The organism is Streptomyces brevispora (assembly GCF_007829885.1).
Lineage (GTDB): Bacteria > Actinomycetota > Actinomycetes > Streptomycetales > Streptomycetaceae > Streptomyces > Streptomyces brevispora.
Map to the genome: position 1 here is coordinate 282505 of NZ_VIWW01000003.1, position 22511 is coordinate 305015.

General features: G+C 69.1%; 17 protein-coding genes and 1 pseudogene. 10 read left to right on the top strand and 8 right to left on the bottom strand.

The genetic code is table 11. From position 1 onward, the window contains the following. Nucleotides 1-10: 10 nt before the first annotated feature. Nucleotides 11-658, bottom strand: a complete 648-nt coding sequence (locus tag FHX80_RS34300) for an HD domain-containing protein (RefSeq protein WP_244318784.1) — start codon at nt 656-658, stop codon at nt 11-13. Between the two features lie 450 nt (nt 659-1108). Continuing rightward, nucleotides 1109-1234, bottom strand: a complete 126-nt coding sequence (locus FHX80_RS36490) for a hypothetical protein (protein ID WP_280118797.1) — start codon at nt 1232-1234, stop codon at nt 1109-1111. A gap of 32 nt (nt 1235-1266) precedes the next feature. Here FHX80_RS36490 and FHX80_RS36495 point away from each other — a divergent pair, with 32 nt between their 5' ends. The 4 genes from FHX80_RS36495 to FHX80_RS34315 all read left to right on the top strand — a co-directional run bounded on the left by FHX80_RS36495 (nt 1267) and on the right by FHX80_RS34315 (nt 6560). Next, complete coding sequence (locus FHX80_RS36495) at nt 1267-1401, top strand: hypothetical protein (RefSeq protein WP_280118798.1); 135 nt, start codon at nt 1267-1269, stop codon at nt 1399-1401. A gap of 176 nt (nt 1402-1577) precedes the next feature. Then, nucleotides 1578-3116: a carboxylesterase/lipase family protein gene (locus tag FHX80_RS34305; RefSeq protein ID WP_145768365.1), complete on the top strand. Its 1539-nt coding sequence runs from the start codon at nt 1578-1580 to the stop codon at nt 3114-3116. Nucleotides 3117-3366: 250 nt separating this feature from the next. After that, nucleotides 3367-4533 (top strand): alpha-lytic protease prodomain-containing protein, encoded by a 1167-nt coding sequence (locus tag FHX80_RS34310; protein WP_145768366.1) that lies wholly within the window; start codon nt 3367-3369, stop codon nt 4531-4533. A 536-nt stretch (nt 4534-5069) separates the two neighbouring features. After that, entirely contained in the window at nt 5070-6560 is a 1491-nt protein-coding gene (locus FHX80_RS34315; RefSeq protein ID WP_145768367.1) for a UDP-N-acetylmuramoyl-L-alanyl-D-glutamate--2,6-diaminopimelate ligase, read from the top strand. Nucleotides 6561-6613: 53 nt separating this feature from the next. Here the strand turns inward: FHX80_RS34315 and FHX80_RS34320 are convergent, their stop codons facing one another. After that, nucleotides 6614-7054, bottom strand: a complete 441-nt coding sequence (locus tag FHX80_RS34320) for a GNAT family N-acetyltransferase (RefSeq protein ID WP_145768419.1) — start codon at nt 7052-7054, stop codon at nt 6614-6616. A gap of 235 nt (nt 7055-7289) precedes the next feature. Between FHX80_RS34320 and FHX80_RS34325 the strand changes: the two genes are divergently transcribed. From FHX80_RS34325 to FHX80_RS34340, 4 genes are read left to right on the top strand one after another with little or no spacing between them, the layout of a single operon-like run. Further along, nucleotides 7290-8261, top strand: a complete 972-nt coding sequence (locus FHX80_RS34325) for an alpha/beta hydrolase (protein WP_145768368.1) — start codon at nt 7290-7292, stop codon at nt 8259-8261. Beyond that, complete coding sequence (locus FHX80_RS34330) at nt 8254-9414, top strand: acyltransferase family protein (RefSeq protein ID WP_145768369.1); 1161 nt, start codon at nt 8254-8256, stop codon at nt 9412-9414. Before FHX80_RS34325 ends, FHX80_RS34330 begins: the two co-directional genes overlap by 8 nt. Nucleotides 9415-9424: 10 nt before the next feature. Beyond that, complete coding sequence (locus FHX80_RS34335; RefSeq protein WP_145768370.1) at nt 9425-10714, top strand: sensor histidine kinase; 1290 nt, start codon at nt 9425-9427, stop codon at nt 10712-10714. After that, a complete protein-coding gene (locus FHX80_RS34340) occupies nt 10711-11379 on the top strand; it encodes a response regulator (protein ID WP_145768371.1) in 669 nt (222 codons plus the stop codon). Before FHX80_RS34335 ends, FHX80_RS34340 begins: the two co-directional genes overlap by 4 nt. A gap of 154 nt (nt 11380-11533) precedes the next feature. Here the strand turns inward: FHX80_RS34340 and FHX80_RS34345 are convergent, their stop codons facing one another. The 3 genes from FHX80_RS34345 to FHX80_RS34360 all read right to left on the bottom strand — a co-directional run bounded on the left by FHX80_RS34345 (nt 11534) and on the right by FHX80_RS34360 (nt 16488). Beyond that, complete coding sequence (locus tag FHX80_RS34345; RefSeq protein ID WP_145768372.1) at nt 11534-12049, bottom strand: DUF6630 family protein; 516 nt, start codon at nt 12047-12049, stop codon at nt 11534-11536. A gap of 230 nt (nt 12050-12279) precedes the next feature. Beyond that, nucleotides 12280-13209, bottom strand: a complete 930-nt coding sequence (locus FHX80_RS34355; protein ID WP_145768373.1) for an LLM class F420-dependent oxidoreductase — start codon at nt 13207-13209, stop codon at nt 12280-12282. Between the two features lie 69 nt (nt 13210-13278). Next, on the bottom strand, nt 13279-16488 hold the full coding sequence (locus FHX80_RS34360) for an alpha-L-rhamnosidase (protein ID WP_145768374.1): 3210 nt from the start codon (nt 16486-16488) through the stop codon (nt 13279-13281). A gap of 363 nt (nt 16489-16851) precedes the next feature. Between FHX80_RS34360 and FHX80_RS34365 the strand changes: the two are divergent. Continuing rightward, nucleotides 16852-17181: pseudogene (locus FHX80_RS34365) on the top strand (MarR family transcriptional regulator); the annotation flags it as partial. Nucleotides 17182-18203: 1022 nt separating this feature from the next. After that, the gene (locus tag FHX80_RS34370) at nt 18204-21599 is read left to right on the top strand and encodes a CARDB domain-containing protein (protein ID WP_145768375.1); all 3396 of its coding nucleotides are present in this window, start codon (nt 18204-18206) and stop codon (nt 21597-21599) included. Nucleotides 21600-21704: 105 nt separating this feature from the next. On the opposite strand, the gene FHX80_RS34375 is transcribed toward FHX80_RS34370, so the two are convergent. Together FHX80_RS34375 and FHX80_RS34380 are read right to left on the bottom strand one after the other, a co-directional pair. Beyond that, entirely contained in the window at nt 21705-21893 is a 189-nt protein-coding gene (locus tag FHX80_RS34375) for an alpha/beta fold hydrolase (protein ID WP_208764873.1), read from the bottom strand. Further along, nucleotides 21890-22483, bottom strand: a complete 594-nt coding sequence (locus FHX80_RS34380) for a TetR/AcrR family transcriptional regulator (RefSeq protein ID WP_145768376.1) — start codon at nt 22481-22483, stop codon at nt 21890-21892. Before FHX80_RS34380 ends, FHX80_RS34375 begins: the two co-directional genes overlap by 4 nt. Nucleotides 22484-22511 lie beyond the last annotated feature (28 nt).

Below are 22511 nucleotides of genomic sequence, written 5' to 3' on the forward strand. Positions count from 1 at the left end.
GCGACCCGGCTCATTCCGGCCAGGGCGAGTCGAGGATCGTACGGACGAAGTCGCCGCGCTCGAAACCCGGCACGTAGTGCTCCAGCACATCTGCCTTGACGTTACCGAACGTCGTTTCCGGCTTCTGGCGAATGCCGTCGGTGAACGCGCCGAGAATGCGTTGCTTGAAGTCCGGCCGCGGGTGCAGGGCGACGATCCGGGAGCGGTCCTCCTCGGAGATGTCCCGGTAGCCGATGCCGAGTACGTCGTACTCGACCCCGGCCGTCACGAGCGCCACTTCGGGCTCCATGAACTGCGGGACACCGGGTGTGGTGTGCAGTGCGATGGCCGTCCAGACCCTGCGGACGCTGTCCTCCGGGACATGGTGCCCCTGCAGGAATCGCCGCGCCTCGTCCGCGCTGTCCACCTCGAAGCGGCGCCCGCTCGTACGGAAGCGTTCGCCGAGCCCGAGATCGTGGAACATTGCGCCGATGTAGAGGAGTTCGGGGTCGTAACCCAGATCGCGGTTGCGGCCCTGTAGGGCGCCGAACCAGTAGACGCGGCGCGAATGGTGGAAGACGAGTTCGCTGGTGGTGTCCCGGACCAGTTGGGTGGCCTCGCGCGCCAGCGCCGTATCGGGAACCTGCACTCCGGCGACTGAAGAGGGATCGGTGGTCACCACGTTCACCTGCACCTTCCGGGACGTATGCACTGCACGGACTGCCTGACCAGCTTGAACGGCCGGAACGGCCCGAAGGGCCCGCGCGTCCGGCGGACGGTGTGACGGGACCGCCCGCACCTCCACCATCCGCGTTCGTCCCACGGGCCACAACCCGGCGCCGCGCGCTGATGCCGGACGGCCGCGAGCGCAGGGCAGGACCGCACGGTTCGCTCACGCCATGGAGGGAACGGGACGTCCATGCCTGCGTGAACCAACTACGCCTGTCCCGATCACGCGCTGCCATCACGTTCTGTCGGTCTGAGGGAATGGCCGGAGGCGGTCGCGCCTTGAGCTCCCCGGTTGTCCAGTCAACCGGACTCTGTTCGGTATATCGAACGCCCGATGAAGGGATACTCGACGCGCCCAGCTGATTCCCTCGCACCCGGAGGTCGATTCGACATGCGCACCTCACGCACCGCGACCGTCCTGCTCGCCGCACGGACCGCCACGGTGCTCGTCGTCCTCCGCCCTCCCCACCACCTCGCTGCCTGCGGACAGAGCGGCGATGGCGGCAGCGAGGAGAAGAAGCGGCATCCCCTCGTTCATCCTGACACCGGTCGGCTACGGTGTGTTCCCGATTTCGTCGCGGCACGATCGCCGCCGAGCCTCAGGCCGGAACCAGCTTCGAACTGGAGCCCATCACGGCCGCGTTCATCGGCGGCTTCGTGCTGCTCTCCGCCGTCGGGCTTCGACCTCTGTGACAAACGCAAGGGCGGCGCGTAAATCGGATCGTCCCTGGACGACGAACCCGCGCCCTCCGGGCTCGTCGACGCGCTTCTCGCGGTGACCGCTATTTCGTTCGCGCCGTGACCACGGGCTCTGCCATCCTGATCACCGTGCCCGGCCGGGGCGGGGAGCGAAGGGCGGCAGAGCAGCGTTGAGGAGTGTCTTCGATACGACGTGCGGGCAGGTACGGGGACGAGGCGCGGACCGGGGTGTCGTCGCCGTCCTCGCAATCCCCTATGCCGAGCCACCGTTCGGAGCGAACCGGTTCCGGGCGCCACGCCCCCGCAGGCCCTGGGCCGGCATCCGCGACTGCGTGGACTTCGGGCCCGTCCCACCGCAGTCGGCACGGTTGCCGGGCGCACCGAGCTGGTCGCCCGGCGACGAGGACGTCCTCAGCCTCAACGTCTGGACCCCGGTCACCGGTATCGGCACCCCCGACGGCGCCCCGCTGCCCGTGCTCGTCTGGATCCACGGCGGGAAGTACACCTTCGGGTCCGGTGCGCAGCCGGACTTCGACGGCGGCGCGCTCGCCCGCGCCGGCCTCGTCGTGGTCACCCTCAACTACCGCCTCGGGCTGGAGGGCTTCGGCCACATCCCGGCCGACGGCGACGACCCCTGCCCGCCCAACCGCGGGCTGCTCGACCAGATTGCCGCCCTGACATGGGTGCGCGACAACATCGCGGCCTTCGGCGGGACTCCGGAGAACGTCACCGTGGCCGGGCAGTCCTCCGGGGCGACATCGGTGGCCTGCCTGATGGCCATGGACGGCGCGCGAGGTCTGTTCCGGCGCGCGATAGCGCACAGCGCGGTCGGCCCCAGCTTCTCACCGGAACTCGCCGAGCACTTCATGCAGAAGGTGGCCGCCGAGGCTGCGGTCCCCGCAACGCGCGCCGGGCTGGCGGCCGCCTCGCCGCAGAGGCTGGTGAAGGCATCCGACGCCGTGGTGGACGGATACCGGCAGAACCCGGTCTCCGGACGTCACCACTGGGACCCGGTCATCTACGGCCCGGTGGCTGACGGAGTGCACCTGCGTGCCGATCCGCTCGCCGTCCTCGCCGGTGGGACGGCCTCCGGAATCGATCTGCTCGTGTGTCACACCACCCAGGAGTACTGGCTGCTGGACGCCGTCGGCAGCAGCGCGAAGGTCACCACGGAGGAACAACTCGCCGATTTCGCCGCTGACTTCGAACTACCGGACACATTGACGCAGGGCTACCGCGGACTCATGCCGGGGGCCTCCGTGGGCGACATCCATCTCGCTCTGTACGGGGACCTGATGTTCGGCGAGTACAGCAGCCGGCTCGCCGACGCCCATGCGCGGGCCGGCGGGCGTACCTTCCTGTCACGTTTCGCGCGGCAGCGGGGCGGATCGCAGTCGGTGGCATACGCCTGGCACTGCGCGGACGTCCCGTTCGCCTTCGGGAACCTCGACGAGGAGAGCGTCCGCTTCCTGATCGGCGGTCCGCCGACGGCCGCGGACCATCACCTCTCGGACCGGATGACCGCCGCCTGGGCCGGATTCGCGGTCACCGGCGAGCCGGGGTGGGAGCCGCTCGGCACCTCCGGCGGGCCGGTCCGGACCTGGGAGACAACAGATACCACCGCGGCACCTGCCCCCGGCCACTGGTCGGACAGCGAAACGATCCGCACACTGTGGCGGAGCTTCGGATACCGACCCCTGCGGCCCTGAGGCCCGTGACGCACCTTCGGCGTCACCACCCCGCTTCCATCTGTCCTGTCTGTAGGGCGAGTTCGGATCGGTCGGAGGGTACGCCCGCTCGACGGCTGAGCCGTCCGCCACCCGTACATTGGCATGGACCTGCAAACAACTCTGGGCTACAGTCCGGAGCGGCACACTCTGAGAGCGCTCTCAGGCGAGACGTCTCCCGGATGCCTGCTGTTCCTCCCCACGTCGTCGGAACAACAGAAGGGCCAATGCCTTGAGACGCATCACAGCTTTACGGACCGCTCTGTCCGCCGTGCTCCTCGTCGGAGCCTGGGCGGGCGCGGGCTTCCCCGCCGCCTCCGCCGCCGACACCCCCGCCACCGCAAACCGCGCCGTCTCCGACGCGCCCCCGGCGTCCGCCGGACTGCTGGCCGCCATGCGGAAGGACCTCGGACTGACGGAAAGCCAAGCCAGGGCGAGGCTGTCCGCGGAGAAGACCGCGACCGCGATACAGGGAAAGGCGAAGCGCGCCGCCGGAGCGGCGTACGGCGGCTCCTGGTACGACCCGTCGACCGGCGGACTCACCGTGGCCGTCACCAGTAACAAGCAGAAAGCGGCTGTACGGGCGACCGGTGCGGCAGTCCGCCTGGTGACACACACCGCGCGCCGGCTCGACGCGGTCAAGGCACGGATCGACAAGCTCGACGCCCCCGCCGGGGTCAGTAGCTGGCACGTCGACCCGGAGGCCAACAAGGTCGTCGTCAACATCGTCGCCTCGGCGCAGGGTGACAACGATGTCCGGAAGTTCGTCGAGCGGGCCCGCGAGGCCGGACCGGTCGTCGTCGAGCAGACCGCCCGGGCACCGCAGACCTTCGCCGCCGGGACCGTGGGCGGAGACCCGTACTACACAGGGAACGTACGGTGCTCCATCGGCTTCTCCGTGTACGGCGGCTTCGTCACCGCCGGACACTGCGGACAGGCGGGTGCGGGCGTCAGAGGGTGGGACGGCTCCGCCATCGGGAACTTCCAGGGGTCGTCCTTCCCGGGTGACGACTATGCCTGGGTCAGTGTGGGCAACGGATGGTGGACCGTTCCCGTGGTCCTCGGCTGGGGCACCGTCTCGGATCAGCTCGTACGCGGCTCCGCCGCGGCCCCCGTCGGCGCCTCGATATGCCGTTCCGGATCCACCTCGCACTGGCACTGCGGCAACGTACTGGCCACCAACGAAACGGTGAACTACAGCCAGGGCGCGGTCTACCAGATGACCAAGACCAGCGTGTGCGCGGAGCCGGGCGACTCGGGCGGCTCCTTCATCAGCGGCGACCAGGCCCAGGGAGTCACCTCGGGCGGCTGGGGCAACTGCACCTCGGGCGGCGAGACCTGGCACCAGCCGATCAACGAGATCCTGAACCGGTACGGGCTGACGCTCCACACGGCCTGATCACCCCGACCGGTCCCGAGGGCCTGTCGCGCGAAGCACGCCGCTTTCGCGCGACAGGCCCTTCACGTGCGACCGGCCACCACGGCGGGTACCGCCGCCGGGAACACTCTCGCGTGCACCGGTCCGCGCGCCGCTCGCGCCCTCACCGGGACCACTCCTGCTCCCGGCCGGAACGACGACGGGGATCCAGCGCGGTCCCTGGGACGTACACTCCACTTATGGGTCACAAAGAAGCGGTGAGGGAGTGCCTGCGACAGGCACCTGACCTGCTGGGCCCTGTCGCCCCCGAGGCGCGTTGCCGTGCCGTGCACGGTCACGGCTGACCGGGACCCACCCGCAGCCGGCCGTGCCGCGACGTTGCTCCGCCTCCGGATTCCGTTTCCGGCCGTGCTCTCCCGCTCCGCGACCGGAGTTCTTCCACCGCCTTTGCTGCGCACCGCAGCACCCCACACCATGCGCAGCCCCCGCGACGCGCCGTCGGCAACCCCACGGCGGCGGCCGACGGGGGCCGAGCCGCATTCTCGAAAGGATCCTGCATGAATCTGAGGGAGTTGCTGGCCGGGCACGATCACGAGGTCCTCCTCGGTGATCCGGAGACCCAGATCACCGCCGGAGCCTGCTTCGACGCCCACCGCGTGACACCGGGATCGCTGTACATCGCTGTGCCCGGCCATCGCGAAGGCGGTCCCGAGGCCGTCGGTCCGGCCCTGGCGCGGGGTGCCGTGGCCGTGCTGGTGGACAGCGAGGCACCGGACATCCTGACGGCGGTGCAGGCATCGCTCACCGGCACGTGCGTGGTGCGGGTGGCGGACACCCGTACGGCAGCGGCGGTCATCACCTCCCGTTACCACGGAGAACCCGGCCGGAACATGGACATGGTGGCCGTCACCGGCACGAACGGGAAGACCTCGGTCTCGTACATGGTCGAGTCCGTGCTCAGGATCGCCGAGGGCGCGAGAGTCGGAGTGATCGGCACCGCCGGCAGCCGGATCGGTGACGAACTCATCCCGATGCCCCGCTCTGTCCTGACCACACCGGAATCGCCGGACTTCCAGTACCTCCTGGGGCACATGCGTGACCACGAGGTCGGCACCGTGGTCCTGGAAGCGACTTCGATGGGCCTGCTGCACCACCGGGTGGACCATGCCTTCCTCGACGTGGGTATCTTCACCAATCTGACGCAGGACCACCTGGACGACCACGGCACCATGGAGAACTACCGCGACGCCAAGCTCCGCCTCTTCCAGGGGCTGTGCCGGAGCGCCGTGGTCAACGCGGACGACCCCGTGGGCGCCGCCATCGCCCCCACGATGCCGGGCATGGTCACCACGTACGGCATCGACGCGGAGGCGGACTACCGGGCCACGGACCTGAGCATGAACGCCTTCGGTACCCGCTTCACCCTTCACCACGAGGGCAGCAAGTACCCTGCGGCGATCCCCGTACCGGGACGGTTCTCCGTGTCCAACGCGCTGGCCTCCGTGGCGGCCTGCCACGTCCTGGGCCACGACCTCGCCGGGCTGGTGGCCGCACTCGACAGGATGCCTCCGGTCCCCGGGCGGCTCGAACGCTTCGAGACGCCGCGCGGCACCGCGGTGATCGTGGACTACGCGCACTCACCGGACTCCCTGGACAAGGTTCTCGGCGCCGTCCGGGATTTCTCGCGGGGCCGGGTCATCACCGTCTTCGGGTGCGGGGGAGACCGGGACGTCACCAAGCGGGCCCGGATGGGCGAGATCGCCGGGACCCGCTCCGACCTGTGCGTCCTGACCTCGGACAACCCCAGGAACGAGGACCCCGAAGCGATCATGGACCAGATCGCCCCGGGCCTGGAGGGCACCGGAACCAGGTTCGAACGCCACGCGGACCGGCGCACCGCGATCGCCTTCGCCCTCGGGGCCGCCGGACCCGACGACATCGTGCTGGTGGCGGGGAAGGGCAGCGAGCCGTACCAGACCGTCGGCGAACAGCTGATCCCGTTCAGCGACATGGCGACGGTGCGCGAACTCGCCGCTCTGCAGGCCTGACAGCCGGCGCTCTGCGCCCACCGCAGAGCGCCACGTCCCGGCGAAAAAGGGCGTCAGGCCAGGCGGAGGTCGATGAACGGCACGCTGTCACCCGGCAGTACGTACCTCTCGGTCTCGACGAATCCACGGTCCAGTGCGAACCGCAACCCCTCGGGGCTGGACTCCAGGACACAGGTCTCGATCACATCGGCGCCGAGCGCGCGCGCTTCGGCCAGCCCCCGCGCGTACAACTGCCCGCCGAACCCCCGGCCACGGTGGTCAGGCAGCACCCGCGCGATCACGGTGGCCACCGCGTCGTCCGGGGCGGGCGGCCGCACGGTGGAGCAACCCACCACGACTTCTCCCAGATACGCGACGGCCAGCCGGTTGCGACGGGCCCGCTCGTCCACCTCCGCGAGCGACAGCACGGCCGTGGCAATGATCGTGTTGTGGACGTACCGCCAGTCCACGAGCTTGGCGCTGCCGTCCACCCGCTCGATCCGAAGACCGGTCATCGAAGTCATCGCATCAGGAAACCGCGCGGACAGCGACGCGTCAACTCGCCTCCTCGGCGGACGAGAGACGCCTCACGCCGGACCACGGGCCGGACCACCGCCCCGCTCGCCCTACCCGTAGTACTTCGGAGCTACACGACAGGTGCGATCCGTGGAGGGACGCCGACTACAGGGCGCGGTTCATAACTTTCGTACCGGAACCACGAAGCACATCCGGTACGGAAGGACTCACCCCATGCGCGTCCGCCCTCGCAACAGCCGCCTGCGCCGCGCCCTGTTGGCCGCGCTCATCGCCACCTCGGTCGCCGTGCCCGTGTCCGGAGCCTCCCGCCCCGCAGCCGTACCGGCACCCGCTCCGGCCGCGCTCGCCCCGCTGCGGGACACCGCTCCGGGCACCCTGGACGCACGCTACGCCGTCACACGTCACGGCATCCTGGCAGCCGAGCGCACGGCCGCGGCCCACGGCGACCGGAGACGGGCCGCGGCGCTGCGCGCCATGGCGGATCCCCGTCGCCACTTCCTCCTCTTCGACGGCCGCGACGGCGGCCGCACCGCCGAGGTCTTCGGGGACCTGGCACAGGCCGAACGGATCGCCGTCATCGTGCCGGGCGCCGACACCGACCTCGACAGGTACTGGCGCCTGAGGAACGATTCCGCCACCCTGCGAAAGGAGTTGGGCGGGAGGTCTGCCGTCGTCGCGTGGCTCGGCTACAAAACACCTGTCACGGTGAGCCCCGCGGTCCTCACCACCGGACGCGCCGAGGCGGCCGCTCCCCTGCTCAGGCAGTTCACCGGCGAGTTGCACACCGTCGGACCGGCGGCCAGGATCTCCCTGCTCTGCCACTCCTACGGTTCGGTCGTCTGCGCCCGCGCCGCGCCCGGCCTGCGGGGAGTCGCCGCCGTCGTCCTGTGCGCCAGCCCCGGGACCGGGGCCGGCAACGTCCGCGCGCTGCACACCCGTACCACCGTCTGGGCCGGCCGGGGAGCGGACGACTGGATCGCCGGCATTCCGCACACCCGTCTCCACCTCCCCTTCGTCTCCATCGGCTTCGGACCGGACCCGATGTCGCGGAAGTTCGGCGCCCACACCTTCGACGCCGGAACCGGCGGACACAGCGACTACCTCAAGCCCGGCTCCGTACCCCTCAAGAACATCGCCCGCATCGTCTCGGGCACCGCACCCTCCGGGAGGAGCCGGCATGCGTGAGTTCATCCGGCGGATCGACGCAGCCACCCCGTACCACCGCGACCGGGCCGTCGACGCGCTGCGCGCCCTCGCCATCCTCGGAGTCGTACTCGGCCATTGGCTGGTGACCGCTCTCGTCATCGACAGCGGCACCGTCCATGTTGCCGGCCCGCTCCAGTACTTACCCGAACTCGCCCCGGTCTCCTGGGTATTCCAGACGCTCGCGGTGTTCTTCCTGGTGGGCGGGCAGGTGGCGGCCAAGAGCTATGCGTCGGCCCGTGCCCGGGGCACCACCTACGGTCGCTGGCTCGGCGCCAGGACGGCCCGGCTGTTTCGGCCGGTCGCGGCGCTGCTGGTGGTCTGGGCCGTGACGGCAGGCACGATGCTCGCCTCCGGAGTCGGCTACGACAACCTGCACGCGCTGCTGGAACTCGTCCTCTCACCCCTCTGGTTCCTGCTGGTCCTCGCCGCACTCACCGCGCTGACCCCGCTCGTCACCCGGCTCCACCCCTTGTGGCCCGTAGTCGTGGTCCTCCACGTCGACATCATCAGGCTCGGGCTCGACGGCCCCGACCGGCTCGGCTGGATCAATGTGGCCGCGGGCTGGCTCGTCCCGTACTGCCTCGGCACGGCCTGGGCCCGCGGGGACCTGCGGTCCCGTACGACCGGCTGGACCCTGCTCATCGGCGGCGCGACCGCCACCGCTCTGCTGGTCCTGTTCGCCGGATACCCCGCGGCCATGGTCGGAGTACCGGGCGCCGGCATCTCGAATCTCGACCCGCCCACCCTGGCCGCGGTCACCTTCGGCCTCGCCCAGTGCGGTGCGGCGCTGCTCCTGCTGGGCCCGCTGCGGCGGGTACTCGTGAGGCCCGCCGCATGGGCGGCCGTGGCCCTGGTCAACCTCAGTGCCATGACCGTCTTCCTCTGGCACCAGACGGCGATGATGGCGGTGACGGCGACCGGCCTGCTCACCGGTCGTGCTCTGACGGGCCTGCACACCCGTCCCGACGGCGCGCAGTGGATCATCGCCCGGCTTCTCTGGCTACCGGCCTTCGCCGTCGCCCTGGCCGTGTGCTGGGCGGCGTTCAGAACGTACGAACAGCGACGGCAGCAAGGCACCACGGTGGTGCGGGAAGGGCGACCCAGCCGGACCGAGGAGGCGCACCGTGCCTAGGGTGGGAGCCATGCGTAGGGAATGGGCGGGGGCCGGGGCGCTGCTGACAGGACGTGTGAAGGCGTTGCCGCGCATCTTGGCCCACGACCTGTGGACCACGGCCATCGACCCACCGCCCCGTTCGAAACGGCCCGGACTGCACGACTGGCTCCCGGCCCTCCTGGTTCCACTCGTGGTGTGCACGGTGCCGATCGCCGCCTTCAGCATCAACACCCTTGTGTGGCAGTACGGGATGGACTCCTGGGACGCCGTCCTTCTCGGCGGGATCCAGTCCGTGGCTCTCATCGCCGCCCTGTACCGGCCGGTTCCCGCCTGGTGGGCGGTGACCGCCGTCATGACCGTTGTCGCGCTGACCGCGAGGTTCGGGGCAGTCGACGCGCCACTGCCCTGGACCGGGCCCGGAATCGTCGTACAGGCCGGGGTCCTGCTGCTGATGGCGCTGCGGCTGCGCCCCCGCATCGCCGTCGAGGCACTCAGCCTCAGCATCCTGGTGAGCCTGGCCTGCGCCCCGCACGGCTTCGTCGCTCCTACCGCCGACACCCGTGTCGCCGTGGCCGTCCTCACCGCGGTCGTCGTGGTCGGCGCTGCGCTGCGCGGCCGTCAGGTCGCCCGCACCGAACTCGTGGCGCAGGAGGAACGCACCGCAGAGGAACGCAACCGCCGCACCCTCCTGGAGGAGCGCAACCGCATCGCCCGCGAACTTCACGACGTGGTCGCCCATCACATGTCGGTGATCTCCATCCAGGCCCAGGTCGCCCCGCACCTCGTGGAGAATCCGTCCGACGAGCTCAAGGAGAACCTCGCGGGCATCCGCGAGAACGCCGTCGACGCACTCACCGAACTGCGCCGCGTCCTCGGTGTGCTCCGCTCCGAGGACCCCCTGTCCGCCGACGCGCGACACACCCCCCAGCCCACCCTCGACCGCCTGCCCGAACTGCTCGCCAATGTGCGAGCGGCGGGCCTCAGGGTCACCACCGACCTCACAGGCACACCGCGGCCCATCCCGCCCGGCGTCGACCTCTCCGCGTTCCGTATCGTGCAGGAGTCCCTCAGCAACGCCCTGCGGCACGCGCCCGGAACCGCGGTACGCGTGGGGATCGGATACGGGACGAACTGCGTTACCGTCCGGATCACCAACTCCGCGCCGGACGAGCCGGTCCCGCCCCCGCGCCACATCGGTCACGGACTGCTCGGCATGCGGGAGCGCACCGCCATGCTGGCCGGGGACTTCACCAACGGGCCCACTCCCGAAGGCGGTTACGAAGTTGTGGCGCTACTTCCCCTGGAGGAACCCGTATGACCATCCGTGTTGTCATCGCCGACGACCAGATGATGGTCCGCCAGGGCTTCACGGTCCTTCTTGACGCCGAGCCCGGGATCGAGGTCGTCGGCCAGGCGGTCGACGGCCTGGACGCCGTGACCAAGGTCGCCGAACTCACGCCCGACGTCGTGCTGATGGACATCCGCATGCCCGGACTCGGCGGTATCGAGGCGACGCGACGCATCACCGCGCCCGCCGGATCCACCGTCAAGGTCCTCGTCCTGACCACATTCGACCTCGACGAGTACGTGTACGAGGCGCTGCGCGCCGGTGCCTCCGGATTCCTCCTCAAGGACGCCTCGGTGGCCGAACTCGCCCAAGCGGTGAGGGTGGTGGCGGCAGGTGACGCCCTCCTCGCACCGAACATCACCAAGCGCGTCATCGCCGAGTTCTCCCGCGTCACCCGGACACCCCGCACCCCGGAAAAGGGCCGAGCGGGTGTTCTGACGGAACGCGAGACCGAGGTCCTGTCCCTCATCGCACAGGGACTCTCGAACGCCGAGATAGCAGCGAACCTGGTGGTCGCGGAACAGACGGTCAAGACCCACGTCGGCCGGATCCTGGTCAAGCTGGGGCTCCGGGACAGGACCCAGGCCGCCGTTTTCGCCTACGAGACCGGCCTGATACGCCCGGCCGGCTACTGAACCCGGGGCATGGCGCGGCGGAGACCGGGCAGCTCCGTGCACCCGGAGTGAACGGTTCCCCGAAGGCCCGCCGCGTGGCGCCACGGACCTATTCGCGCTGCCGCCGCGACCCTTTGCTTCCCACGTGATTCCGAACCATGGGCCGGATCCCGAATCAGGCGCCGAAACCTTGTGTGGTGAAGCCCGCGCAGGCTGCGAGAGCGGTCAGCTCCGCCACCCGTGCGGCCCGCAGGCACACCACCGGGTAGCAGTCCGATTCGATGTCGAGGACGGCAAGCGCCGCACCGACGTCGCGGAAGTGTCGATCACGGGCCTCCAGGAACTCGTGGGTCGGCAGGAGCATGTCGTCCGCCCCGACCAGCACCCAGGGATCCACCGAGGGCCGGGACGCGAGACCCCGCAGCTGGGATCGGATCTCCTCGGAGTCCTCCTTCCAGTCCAGTTCCGCCAGCAGCCGGTGGTCGGCGAGCGCGTCGACGAGCGCTATCCAGGCGAGGTCGGGCACGGGCCCATCGATACCCCGGTCCTCCAATACGGCGGCATGGTCGCGCACGTAGCCCGCGGGGTCGTCGTGCGCGTGCAGTACCCGCGCGGCGACAGCCTCATGGGCCGGAGCGAGCAATGCCGCGACAGCGGCCAGGGAGGTACGGGCTTCGTAGGTACCGGACATGGCGTGCGCCCTTTCGGCAGCCGTACGGCCGCATCCGCAGTGTCATGAGGACACCCGGTCCGGCGCCCTGGAAAAACCCTGCCACAGGGGTATGACAACGAGGCCTCCGGACGGGTGGGTCACGGGCCGTGCTCCGCCTGCGCCAGTGAGTCCAGGACCACCAGCACTGCCTGTCCCACCGAGTCGGCGAGCAGCGCGCCCTGCTCAGGACCGTCCGCCTCCGGTCCGGCTCAGACTCCGGCGGCTCGCGCGGCCTCGTACACCGCGGTCGCCACGCCGATGAGTTCTGCGGCGTCACGAGTCGTGCCCTGGAGGTCCAGGATGAACTCCGGTACGCCCGTGGCGGCGTGTGCCACCAGGTCCTCGACGATCTGCGCGACACTGCCGTGGAACGACTTCCGGTCCCGGCTCCCCAACGGTTCGGCGCTGTACCGCGCGTTGGCACGGGCACAGACACCCACCGGCCGGTCCCGCCCCCGTTCGGCGGCGACGTCCCGCACCCGCTGCCACTGCTCGGCCAGCTGCGACGCACCCATCGCGACGGGCATCCAGCCGTCGGCCCGGTCGACCAGACGGCGAGTGGCCCGGGGGCTGTTCGCCGGCAGGAACACGGGGATGGGGCGGGCCGGTTTGGGCCCCACCTCGGCCGGGGCGATCGTCGTGAGATCCCCCTTGTACGAGACGGGGTCAGGGCCCCAGACGGCCGCGCACACGTCGAGCAGCTCGTCCAGGACCGCGCCGCGCTTCTCGAAGGGAGCGACGGATGCGGCCGCGTACTCGTCCAGGGACCAACCGGTTCCCAGCCCCGCGATCACCCGGCCACCGCTGGCGACGTCCAACGAGGCGAGTGAACGGGCCAGCTGGAAGGGCACATGCAGGGGCGCGACGAGAATACTGGTCCCGAGCCGGGCCCGGCCGGTTGCCGCGGCGGCCAGGGTCAGGGTGACCAGCGGGTCGGTGACGCTGCGGTACTGATCGGGCCAGGCCAGCCCCGGGACCCCGTAAAGCCCCTGGGTGGCCGGCTCGGGAAACAGAACCCGCTCGAACACCCACAGACTCTCGTACCCGACCGCTTCCGCGGCCCGTGCCACGTCTGCCACGTCGCGGCCGAGGTCGTACTGCTTCATCTGCGGAAGGCCAAGACCGAGCGGGATCGGCACAGGTGTGTCTCCCTCATTCTCGGTGTATTGGGCAACTAACTTACGCCGGGGTCGATGTGACGAGACGTCCTACACGCCGAAGCGGTGGTTCCCGGAACCGACGCGGTACACCGCGCAGCCCCCCTCCTCGCGCAGGAACGTTGCACGGGTGTGGGTCACCGAGTCCGGGCTGTCCGTGGGGACCCATACCTCCGCGGTCGTGTTGGGAGGCACGGTGCACCTCAGGTCGATGCCGCCGGACCGCAGCTTCCACTGGGTGGAGACGGGGCCGTAGACCGAGGCGAACGTGGCGCGGGCCGATGTGACCTCGCCGCCCGGCCGCGGACGGATGACGATCTCGCGGAAACCGGGCCGGCTCGCCGAGATGCCGGCGATGTTCGTGTACATCCACTCGCCGACCGATCCGTAGGCGTAGTGGTTGAAGGAGTTCATGTCCGGCGTCTGGAAGCCGCCGTCCGGCTGGATGGAGTCCCAGCGCTCCCACATCGTGGTGGAGCCCTTGTCGATCTGGTAGCCCCAGCTCGGGAAGGAGCGCTGCTGAAGCAGGCGGTAGGCGACATCGGTGTGCCCGGTGTCGGTGAGGACCGGCAGCAGCCGGGGCGTTCCGAGGAAGCCCGTCGACAGGTGCCAGTCCTTGGCCTCGATCAGTGCGACGAGCCGGTCGGCCGCCGAAGCCCGCAGAGCGTCGGGCAGCAGGCCCATCGACAGGGAGAGGACGTACGCCGTCTGCGTGTCACCCTTCACCTTTCCTTCGGCGGTGACGTACGCGCCCTGGAACGCCTCGCGTATGCGTGCGAAGAGGTCGAGGTAAGGGGCGGGGTCCTCGCCGAGCTCCGTGGCCGTCCGGGCCGCGAGATCGGCACTGTGCGCGAAGTACGCGGTGGAGACGACGTCCTTCGGCGTCTCGTCGGAGACGTTCAGCCAGTCGCCGTACCCACCGGCCGGCCGGAGCAGGCCGTCGCTGTTCTTCTCCAGGAACGACAACCAGGCTCGGACGGAAGGCCAGGAGTCCTTGAGGACCTGCCGGTCCCCGTACGCCCGGTACAGCGACCAGGGGACCGTGACGCCCGCGTCGCCCCAGCCGGCTGCGCCGTTGCCGATATTGCCGACGATGGGCGCCACGTCCGTGAAGGCGCCCTCGGCGGTCTGGGCGTCCCGCAGGTCCACGAGCCACTTCGTGAGGAAGCGGGCCGACTCCATCGTGTACGCGGCCGTCGGTGCGAAGACGTTGATGTCACCCGTCCACCCCAGACGCTCGTCGCGTGCGGGCGTGTCCGTCGGGACGGAGAGGAAGTTGCCCCGCTGGCCCCAAGTGACGTTGCTGTGGAGTTTGTTGAGCATCGGGACGTCGGTCTCGAAGTCCAACGTGAACGGCGCGGACGTATGCATGACGCGGCCGGTCAGGGCATTGGCCGGGGGAGTGCCGGGGAGACCGGTCACCTCGACGTAACGAAATCCGTGGAAGGTGAAGCGCGGCTCGTACGTCTCGGCGCCGCCGCCCTTGAGGACGTAGGTGTCGGTGGCCGCGGCGGTGCGAAGGTTCGCGGTGTAGATGGTGCCGTCCGGATTGAGGACCTCGGCGTGCCTCAGCCGTACCGTCGTCCCCGCGTCGCCCGAGATGCGCAGCCGCACCGAGCCGACCATGTTCTGGCCCAGGTCGAAGACGAAGACGCCCGGCGCGGGCTCGGTCACCTTCTTGGCGGGAAGCTCCTTGGCCACCCGGACCGGGCCGTCCACCTGCGCGACGATCAGGCCGGGTGCGGCCTCGCCCGCGCCACGTACCTCGGACCAGGTCCGGTCGTCGAAGCCGGGCGAGGTCCAGCCGGCGGTCTCCTTGCGCGCGTCGTACGTCTCACCGCTGAGCAGGTCGGCGGTGAGGATCGGCCCGGAGGCGGCCCGCCAGTTCGTGTCCGACGTGATGCGCCGGCTCGTACCGTCCGTGTAATCGATATCCAACTGGGCCAGCAGTGCAGGTCGTTCGCCGTACTGGTGGGGCCCGAACATGCCGACATTGCCCGCGTACCAGCCCGGCGCCACGTACGCACCGATGGCATTCGCGCCGGGCCGAAGGAGCGAGGTGACGTCGTACGTCTGGTACTGGACGCGCTCGCGGTAGTCGGTCCAGCCCGGGGCGAGCTGATCGCGGCCCACGCGGCGGCCGTTGAGATGGGCCTCGTACAGGCCGAGAGCCGTGGCGTACAGGCGGGCCCGCGCGACCTTCTTCCGCGGCAGCGTGAACTCGCGCCGCAGCTGGTTGGCCGCGAACACCGCCGCGGCGACCTTGCCCCACGGCGCGGCACCCCATGCGGCCGCCTCCTTCGCCGCCGGCCAGCCGCTGTCGTCGAAGCCGAGGCCGCGCCAGTCAGCTGGGGGCTCCTTGTCCGTCGACTTCCAGGAGGCGTCGGTGACGACGCTCTGCTCGCCGGACGCCGTGTTCAGGGAGAGCGTGGCGATCAGGCCGGCAGGACCTTCGCTCGCGTTGGCCGCCGACACCGCGACGACGTTCTTTCCGGGACGCAGCTGCGCGAGGACGTCAATGACCGCCGGGTGGCGCCAGCCCTCATTGTCGGTCGCCAGATCGGTATGTGCGACCTCGGTGCCGTTCACGGAGACGGCGTACACGTTGTCCGCGCTGATGGCGAGGGTCGCGGCGGTCGTCCCGTCGGCGACATCGATGGTGCGGCGGAACCAACGGGTGTCCGCCGGGGCGCTGTTGGCCGGCTCGCCCTCGGGGAACCAGATCCAGGTGCTGTTCTCCAGTGACGGCGCGTCCGTGAGGGCCGACGGCGCGGACACCCATGCGGCGGACCACTGGGCGGGGTCCATGAGGCCGGTCTCCCACCACGAAGGCGCGCTCCAGCCGGACTCGCCTCCGTCCGTGTCCCACACTCGAACGGACCAGAAGTAGCGTGTTCTCGGCTTCAGTTGAGGGCCTGCGTAGGGGACGAGGACGGACTCGCCGGACATGACCTTCCCGCTGTCCCAGACGTCCGGGTGCGACAGGCCGGACTCACTGGACGCGACCCGGATCCGATAGGCGCTCTGGCGCACGTTCGTCTCGTCCGAGGCGATCGGCCAGCTCAGCCGAGGGTGTGGAGTGTCGAGTCCCAGGGGGCGCTGAACGTACTCCACGGTCGGCGTGGTGACGCGTGGTGCACCGTGCTGCGTATGCGCCCGGGAGGGTGTCGGCGCCGGTGCGGCCACGGCTGGTCCGACTCCGGCTGCCACGGCGCCCACCGTGGCAGCCGCGCTCGTCAGGATGTTCCTCCTGCTGATCACTGAGGCCCCTCACATAGAATTGATGAATCGATTCATGCGGTGAACGTAGCTGAACGTATGGGCGGGAGAGGTGGGGGTCAATGAGTGTGCAGGGAGTTTCTTGATGGGGCGTCGCTCGAGCGTGCGCCCTCCAAATGTATTGCGGTGCAGGTGAGTTGCTTGATTGAACGGTTTCAATCCGTGGGAGTGGCTGCCACGTCCCGGCGGCGGCCGGCGGCGCGCCGATGGTGCCCGGTCGGCTGACGGCGTCTGTTGGTTTGCTCTCGGCCCGCACCTTGGTGCGAGGGAATGCGTCCGGCCGGCTCGCCAGTGGCCGTGTCGCGCCTCTGGTCCAGCAGGAGTATCTCTGACTAGGGTCAGAGAATGGATGCGGGGCAGATCGACCAGGTGCGGCAGTTCAACCGCACCGTCACCGAGCGCGTGGGTGCGCTCCAAGACCACTACCTCGCCCGTGGCCGGCCCATCGGCGAGGCCCGGCTCCTGTGGGAGACCGGATAACAGGGTCAGGACGTATGGCGACTGCGCGAGCGTCTCGGGCTTGACTCCGGGTACCTCGGCCGGCTGCTGCGCTCCCTGGAGACCGACGGTCTGGTCACAGTGGAACCGCACCCCGGGGACGGGCGGGTGCGACAGGTCCGGCTCATCGAGGCGGGCCGCGCCGAGCGCGCTGTGCTCGACGGCCGCAGTGACGAGCCGCATCCGTGAGGTGCCAGGTAGCAGACGGTTGGAGAGCGAAACATTGTTGGCGCTTCAATGCCGACCGACTCGGCTGCGTCGAGGAGGTGCGCTTGCGCGATCACACGTGCTCTTCGCCGGTCGGCACACCAGGATCTCGTCATGATGGGCATGCTCAGCGATGAGTCCGACCGCCTGCACTCGACGTGGGAGGCGTGAGAGCGCCCAGATCCTTGGGTGGGAACCGGTGCTGCCGTCGCGGGGGGTGAGCGTGGCCCTGTACTCGGTGTGCGTGCGGTTGCTTCGGCGTATCGCGTCAAGGCACATGCCCAGATCCTGTCAGTGTCACGGTGGCGGCCATGGTGGTGAGGGTCGCCTTCCACCGGCGGGTCCGTTGAGTTCTCTTCAGGATGACGCGAGCACTGCTGACGCTTGACTTGAGCGTGGCAAAGGTAGGAGCTTTCAGCGCAACAAGCGAGCGTGAGTGTGAGTGTGAGTGTGTCCATGCTTGCTCGAATATCTAATGGTTCAGTCATCTTCGATGATCATTCGGATATCGATGAACGCTAACTGGGCGCGTGTGTCTGCAATATGGGTGATTCGCCATGCTCTGTCGGTGCGCAACCGGGCCGCCGCCCGCCTTGTCGCCCGCCCTGTCGTCTCGGGTGGCTGGGTGTAGATCTGCCGCGTTGAGATCCGATGTGTGGATGCGTCGACCATTCGGGGGCGTGCGCGTCGAGTCGCGCGCGAAGTCCGGCGCCCATGTGAGGACCGTTGACAAGAGTGTGACCTGCTAGAAACCTGTTACCTCGGCACCGTAAAATATTGACCAGATCACTCAAAATACTAGGCAACGAGCGTGTGATTTCCGGCAGGTAGCTCGCTCCTGCTTCTGCCGACGTACCTGATCGTCCCCCCATCGGTGCACCGGCAGCTCACACCCCGGCCCTGTCCGACCGCGTGGCGCAGAGCGCGTCGTGCGGTCGGCTACGCGTCGTCGTGCTCTCCCGGTCCCGCATCCCCACGGAACAGAGGACAGCATGAGAGGGAAGCAATTCGGATGGCGGTTCATCGTCGGCGCGGTGACAGCCGCACTGATGACGGTCGGGCTCCTGCCGGTCACCGCCTCGGCAGCCGTACCGGGCCCTGACCTCGCCTTCGGGAAGCAGGCGACGGCCAGTGGGTCGAACGGCGCCTACCCGGCGTCGAACATCACCGACGGCAGCCAGCAGACGTACTGGGAGAGCCCGGGCACGTTCCCGCAGTGGGTGCAGATCGACCTCGGCAACCGGTTCGACGTCGACCAGGTGGTGCTGAGGCTGCCGAACACCTGGGAGGCTCGCACCCAGACACTCGGCATCCAGAGCAGCACGGACGGGAGCAGCTTCAGCTCCCTGTCCGCCTCGGCCCCAAGGGTGTTCACACCCTCGGCGGGCAACACCGTGACCATTGGCTTCACCGCGAAACAGGCGCGGTACATCCGTGTGCAGGTGACGGCCAACACCGGCTGGAACGCCGCGCAGCTGTCACAGGTGGAGGTCTACGGAGCGGACGGCGGGGACGACCCCGGCCCACCGGCCGGGGTCGGTTCCAACCTGGCACTGAACAAGCCGATCGAGGCTTCCTCGTTCGTGCAGAACTTCGTGGCGGCCAACGCCAACGATGACAAGCCCGGCACCTACTGGGAGTCGAACGGATACCCCTCGACACTCACGGTGAAGCTCGGCGCCGACGCCGACCTCGAGAACGTCGTCGTCAAGCTCTCGCCGGACCAGGCCTGGGCGGCCCGCACCCAGAGCCTCCAGATCCTCGGCCGCTCCCAGTCAGCCACCGGCTTCACCTCGCTGAAGGACCGGGCCGACTACGCGTTCAACCCCACCGGCAACCAGAACACCGTGACGATCCCGGTGAGCGGGCGGTACGCGGACATCCAGCTCAAGTTCTTCTCCAATACCGGTGCTCCCGGTGCCCAGGTCGCCGAGATCCAGATCGTCGGCACCGCCGCTCCCAACCCGGACCTGACCGTCTCCGAACTGACGTGGTCGCCCGCCTCGCCGTCCGAGAAGGACGACGTCACCGTGAGCGCCACCGTACGCAACACGGGTACGGCTCCGGCCGCCGCGACGACGGTTGATGTCAGCCTGGAGGGTGTGGTCGCCGGCAGCGCACCCGTGAGCGGACTCGCCGCAGGCGCCTCGGCCACCGTGCAGGTGGGAGTCGGCAAACGACCGATGGGAACGTACAGCGTTTCGGCGGTGGTCGACCCGACCGACACGATCATCGAGCAGGACAACAGCAACAACAGCCGCACCGCGTCCTCGAAGCTCGTGGTCGCTCAGAGCCCCGGCCCCGATCTGGAGGTGCTCGGCATCACCTCCAGCCCGGCGAATCCCGCAGTGGGCTCAGCCGTCACCTTCACCGTATCCGTGCACAACCGCGGTACCACTGCGGTGAGTTCCCCGACGGTCACCCGTCTCCTCGTGGAGAGCACCACGCTGAACGGCGCTACCGGCGCGATTCCCGCCGGAGGCACCGTCACCGTGCCCATCAGCGGGAGCTGGACCGCGAAGAGCGGTGGGGCGAACCTGACCGCCATCGCGGACGCGACCGGTGTCGTCGCCGAGACGAACGAGAACAACAACGTCTTCTCGCGCGCCATCGTCGTCGGCCGCGGGGCCGCTGTCCCGTACACCGAGTACGAGGCGGAGAAGGGTGACTACCGGGGCACGTTGCTGACGTCCGACAAGAAGCGCACCTTCGGCCACACCAACTTCGCCACCGAGTCCTCGGGTCGGCAGTCCGTGCGGCTCGACTCCACCGGTGAGTACGCCGAGATCACCTCGACCGTTCCGTCCAACTCGATCGTGGTCCGCAACTCCATCCCCGACGACTCCGGCGGCGGGACGGCGGCCACGATCAGCCTGTACGTCAACAACACCTTCGAGCGGAAGCTGACCCTCTCCTCCAAGCACAGCTGGCTGTACGGCGACACGGACAGTCCTGAGGGCCTGACCAACAGGCCCGGGGGCGACGCACGCAGGCTGTTCGACGAGTCCAACGCGCTGCTGGGCCAGACCTACCCCGCCGGTACGAAGTTCCGCCTCCAGCGCGACGCGGGCGACTCGGCCCCCTTCTACATCATCGACCTCGTAGACCTGGAACAGGTGGCACCGGCGGCCTCCCAGCCTGCCGGATGCACCTCGATCACCAACTACGGAGCCGTCCCGAACGACGGGATCGACGACACGGATGCCATCCAGCGCGCCGTGACGGCCAACCAGAACGGCAACATCGGCTGCGTGTGGATCCCGCCGGGGCAGTGGCGGCAGGAGCAGAAGATCCTGACCGACGACCCACTGAACCGGGGTCAGTACAACCAGGTCGGCATCAGGGACGTCACTATCCGCGGCGCGGGCATGTGGCACTCTCAGCTGTACACCCTCACCCCGCCGCAGGACGCGGGCGGCATCAACCACCCGCACGAGGGGAACTTCGGCTTCGACATCGACGCCAACACCAAGATCTCGGACCTGGCGATCTTCGGCTCCGGCACCATCCGCGGAGGGGACGGCAACGCCGAGGGCGGAGTGGGCCTGAACGGACGCTTCGGCAAGGACACCAAGATCACCAATGTGTGGCTGGAGCACGCGAACGTCGGCGTGTGGGTCGGACGCGACTACGACAACATTCCGGACCTCTGGGGACCGGGTGACGGGGTCGACTTCACCGGCATGCGGATCCGCAACACCTATGCGGACGGCATCAACTTCGCCAACGGAACACGCAATTCGACGGTGTTCAACTCCTCCTTCAGGAACACCGGTGACGACTCGCTGGCCGTGTGGTCGAGCAAGTACGTGAAGAATCCGTCGGTGGACATCGGTCATGACAACCACTTCCGCAACAACACGATCCAGTTGCCCTGGCGGGCCAACGGTATTGCGATGTACGGCGGTTACGGCAACACGATCGAGAACAACATCATCTCCGACACGATGAACTACCCCGGAATCATGCTGGCGACGGACCACGATCCGCTGCCCTTCTCCGGGCAGACACTGATCGCCAACAACGAGCTCTACCGCACAGGCGGGGCTTTCTGGGGCGAGGCCCAGGAGTTCGGTGCCATCACACTGTTCGCCGCCGGTCAGAACATCCCCGGTGTGACGATCCGCGACACCGATATCCATGACTCGACCTACGACGGGATCCAGTTCAAGTCCGGCGGTGGATCCGTACCCGGAGCGCAGATCTCGAACGTCCGCATCGAGAATTCCGTCAACGGGTCTGGAATCCTGGCCCATGGAGGTGCACGCGGCAGTGCGACCCTGACGGATGTGACCATCACCGGTTCGGCCGACGGCGATGTCGTGGTCGAACCAGGTTCACAGTTCGTCATCAACGGCAGTGCCGGTAAGGCAGCCGCCAAGAAGTAGTTCCGGCCCGCCCACCGGACACGACCCGGCCCCCGGCCGGCCCGCCACAGGAGCGGGCCGGCCGGGGGAACGGAGCCGGGCCGCCTCGGGGTCGTCAAGCGTGCTTCAGGACATGCCGCGCGGGTCATGGGCAGCGACGGTGGATTCGGTGGCCAGGTGGTCGGCGACGGGGGTGAGGGAGGCCGCAGCGCCCGTCCCGCCCGGGATCGGCAGCAGAAGTGGACCCTGCCCGCGTACCTCGTGGTGCAGGGTCGCTCCGTCCAAGCGAACGCTGCCGATGGCCGGTTTCGTCATGCGGAGTCCTCTTCCCGCGGCGGAGGCCAGTGCTCCAGCAGGGTGTGCAGGGCGTCTAGAGTTCGCACCCAGGAGCGCTGGGGTGAGCGCGCATGCGCGAACCCGCCCGCGGCCTCCAGGGCGACGAACCCGTGGAACGTGCTGCGCAGCAACCGGACCGCGTCGGTCAGGTCCGGCTCGGCCAGTCCGTAACCGCGCAGCATGCCGTAGGTCAATTCGACGCCGCGCCGCGGTCCGGGTGCTTTCGCGGCCAGTTCGGGATCGATCTGCATGGGGGTCTGCGTCGCCATGTAACGGCCCGGATGCTCGCGGGCGTACTCGCGCCAGGCATCCGCGAACGCGACCAGCGCGTCCCTGCCGGCCCGCCCGGCGGTCGCCTCCGCGATACGGATGGTCTTCTCGTCCGCCGCCAGCAGTGCGATCCGCCCGCGCAGGTCCTCCAGCCCCCGGACGTGCGCGTAGAGGCTCGCGTCCTTCACCCCGAGCCGCCGCGCCACCTGGGACATGGTCACCCGGTCGAGCCCGACCTCGTCCGCCAGTTCGGCGCCCGCGATCGTCACTCGTTCGGTTGTGAGACCAGCCCTGACCATGCGTCCTCCGCGAATTCCTAGGGTATCT

What these genes read in the sequence shown, in the direction of transcription:
- FHX80_RS36490 (WP_280118797.1), bottom strand. Translation starts at nt 1,234, where the DNA reads ATGCCGCTTCTTCTCCTCGCTGCCGCCATCGCCGCTCTGTCCGCAGGC.
- FHX80_RS34315 (WP_145768367.1), top strand. Translation starts at nt 5,070, where the DNA reads ATGAATCTGAGGGAGTTGCTGGCCGGGCACGATCACGAGGTCCTCCTC.
- FHX80_RS34320 (WP_145768419.1), bottom strand. Translation starts at nt 7,054, where the DNA reads ATGACCGGTCTTCGGATCGAGCGGGTGGACGGCAGCGCCAAGCTCGTG.
- FHX80_RS34325 (WP_145768368.1), top strand. Translation starts at nt 7,290, where the DNA reads ATGCGCGTCCGCCCTCGCAACAGCCGCCTGCGCCGCGCCCTGTTGGCC.
- FHX80_RS34330 (WP_145768369.1), top strand. Translation starts at nt 8,254, where the DNA reads ATGCGTGAGTTCATCCGGCGGATCGACGCAGCCACCCCGTACCACCGC.
- FHX80_RS34335 (WP_145768370.1), top strand. Translation starts at nt 9,425, where the DNA reads ATGCGTAGGGAATGGGCGGGGGCCGGGGCGCTGCTGACAGGACGTGTG.
- FHX80_RS34340 (WP_145768371.1), top strand. Translation starts at nt 10,711, where the DNA reads ATGACCATCCGTGTTGTCATCGCCGACGACCAGATGATGGTCCGCCAG.
- FHX80_RS34345 (WP_145768372.1), bottom strand. Translation starts at nt 12,049, where the DNA reads ATGTCCGGTACCTACGAAGCCCGTACCTCCCTGGCCGCTGTCGCGGCA.
- FHX80_RS34370 (WP_145768375.1), top strand. Translation starts at nt 18,204, where the DNA reads ATGAGAGGGAAGCAATTCGGATGGCGGTTCATCGTCGGCGCGGTGACA.
- FHX80_RS34375 (WP_208764873.1), bottom strand. Translation starts at nt 21,893, where the DNA reads ATGACGAAACCGGCCATCGGCAGCGTTCGCTTGGACGGAGCGACCCTG.
- FHX80_RS34380 (WP_145768376.1), bottom strand. Translation starts at nt 22,483, where the DNA reads ATGGTCAGGGCTGGTCTCACAACCGAACGAGTGACGATCGCGGGCGCC.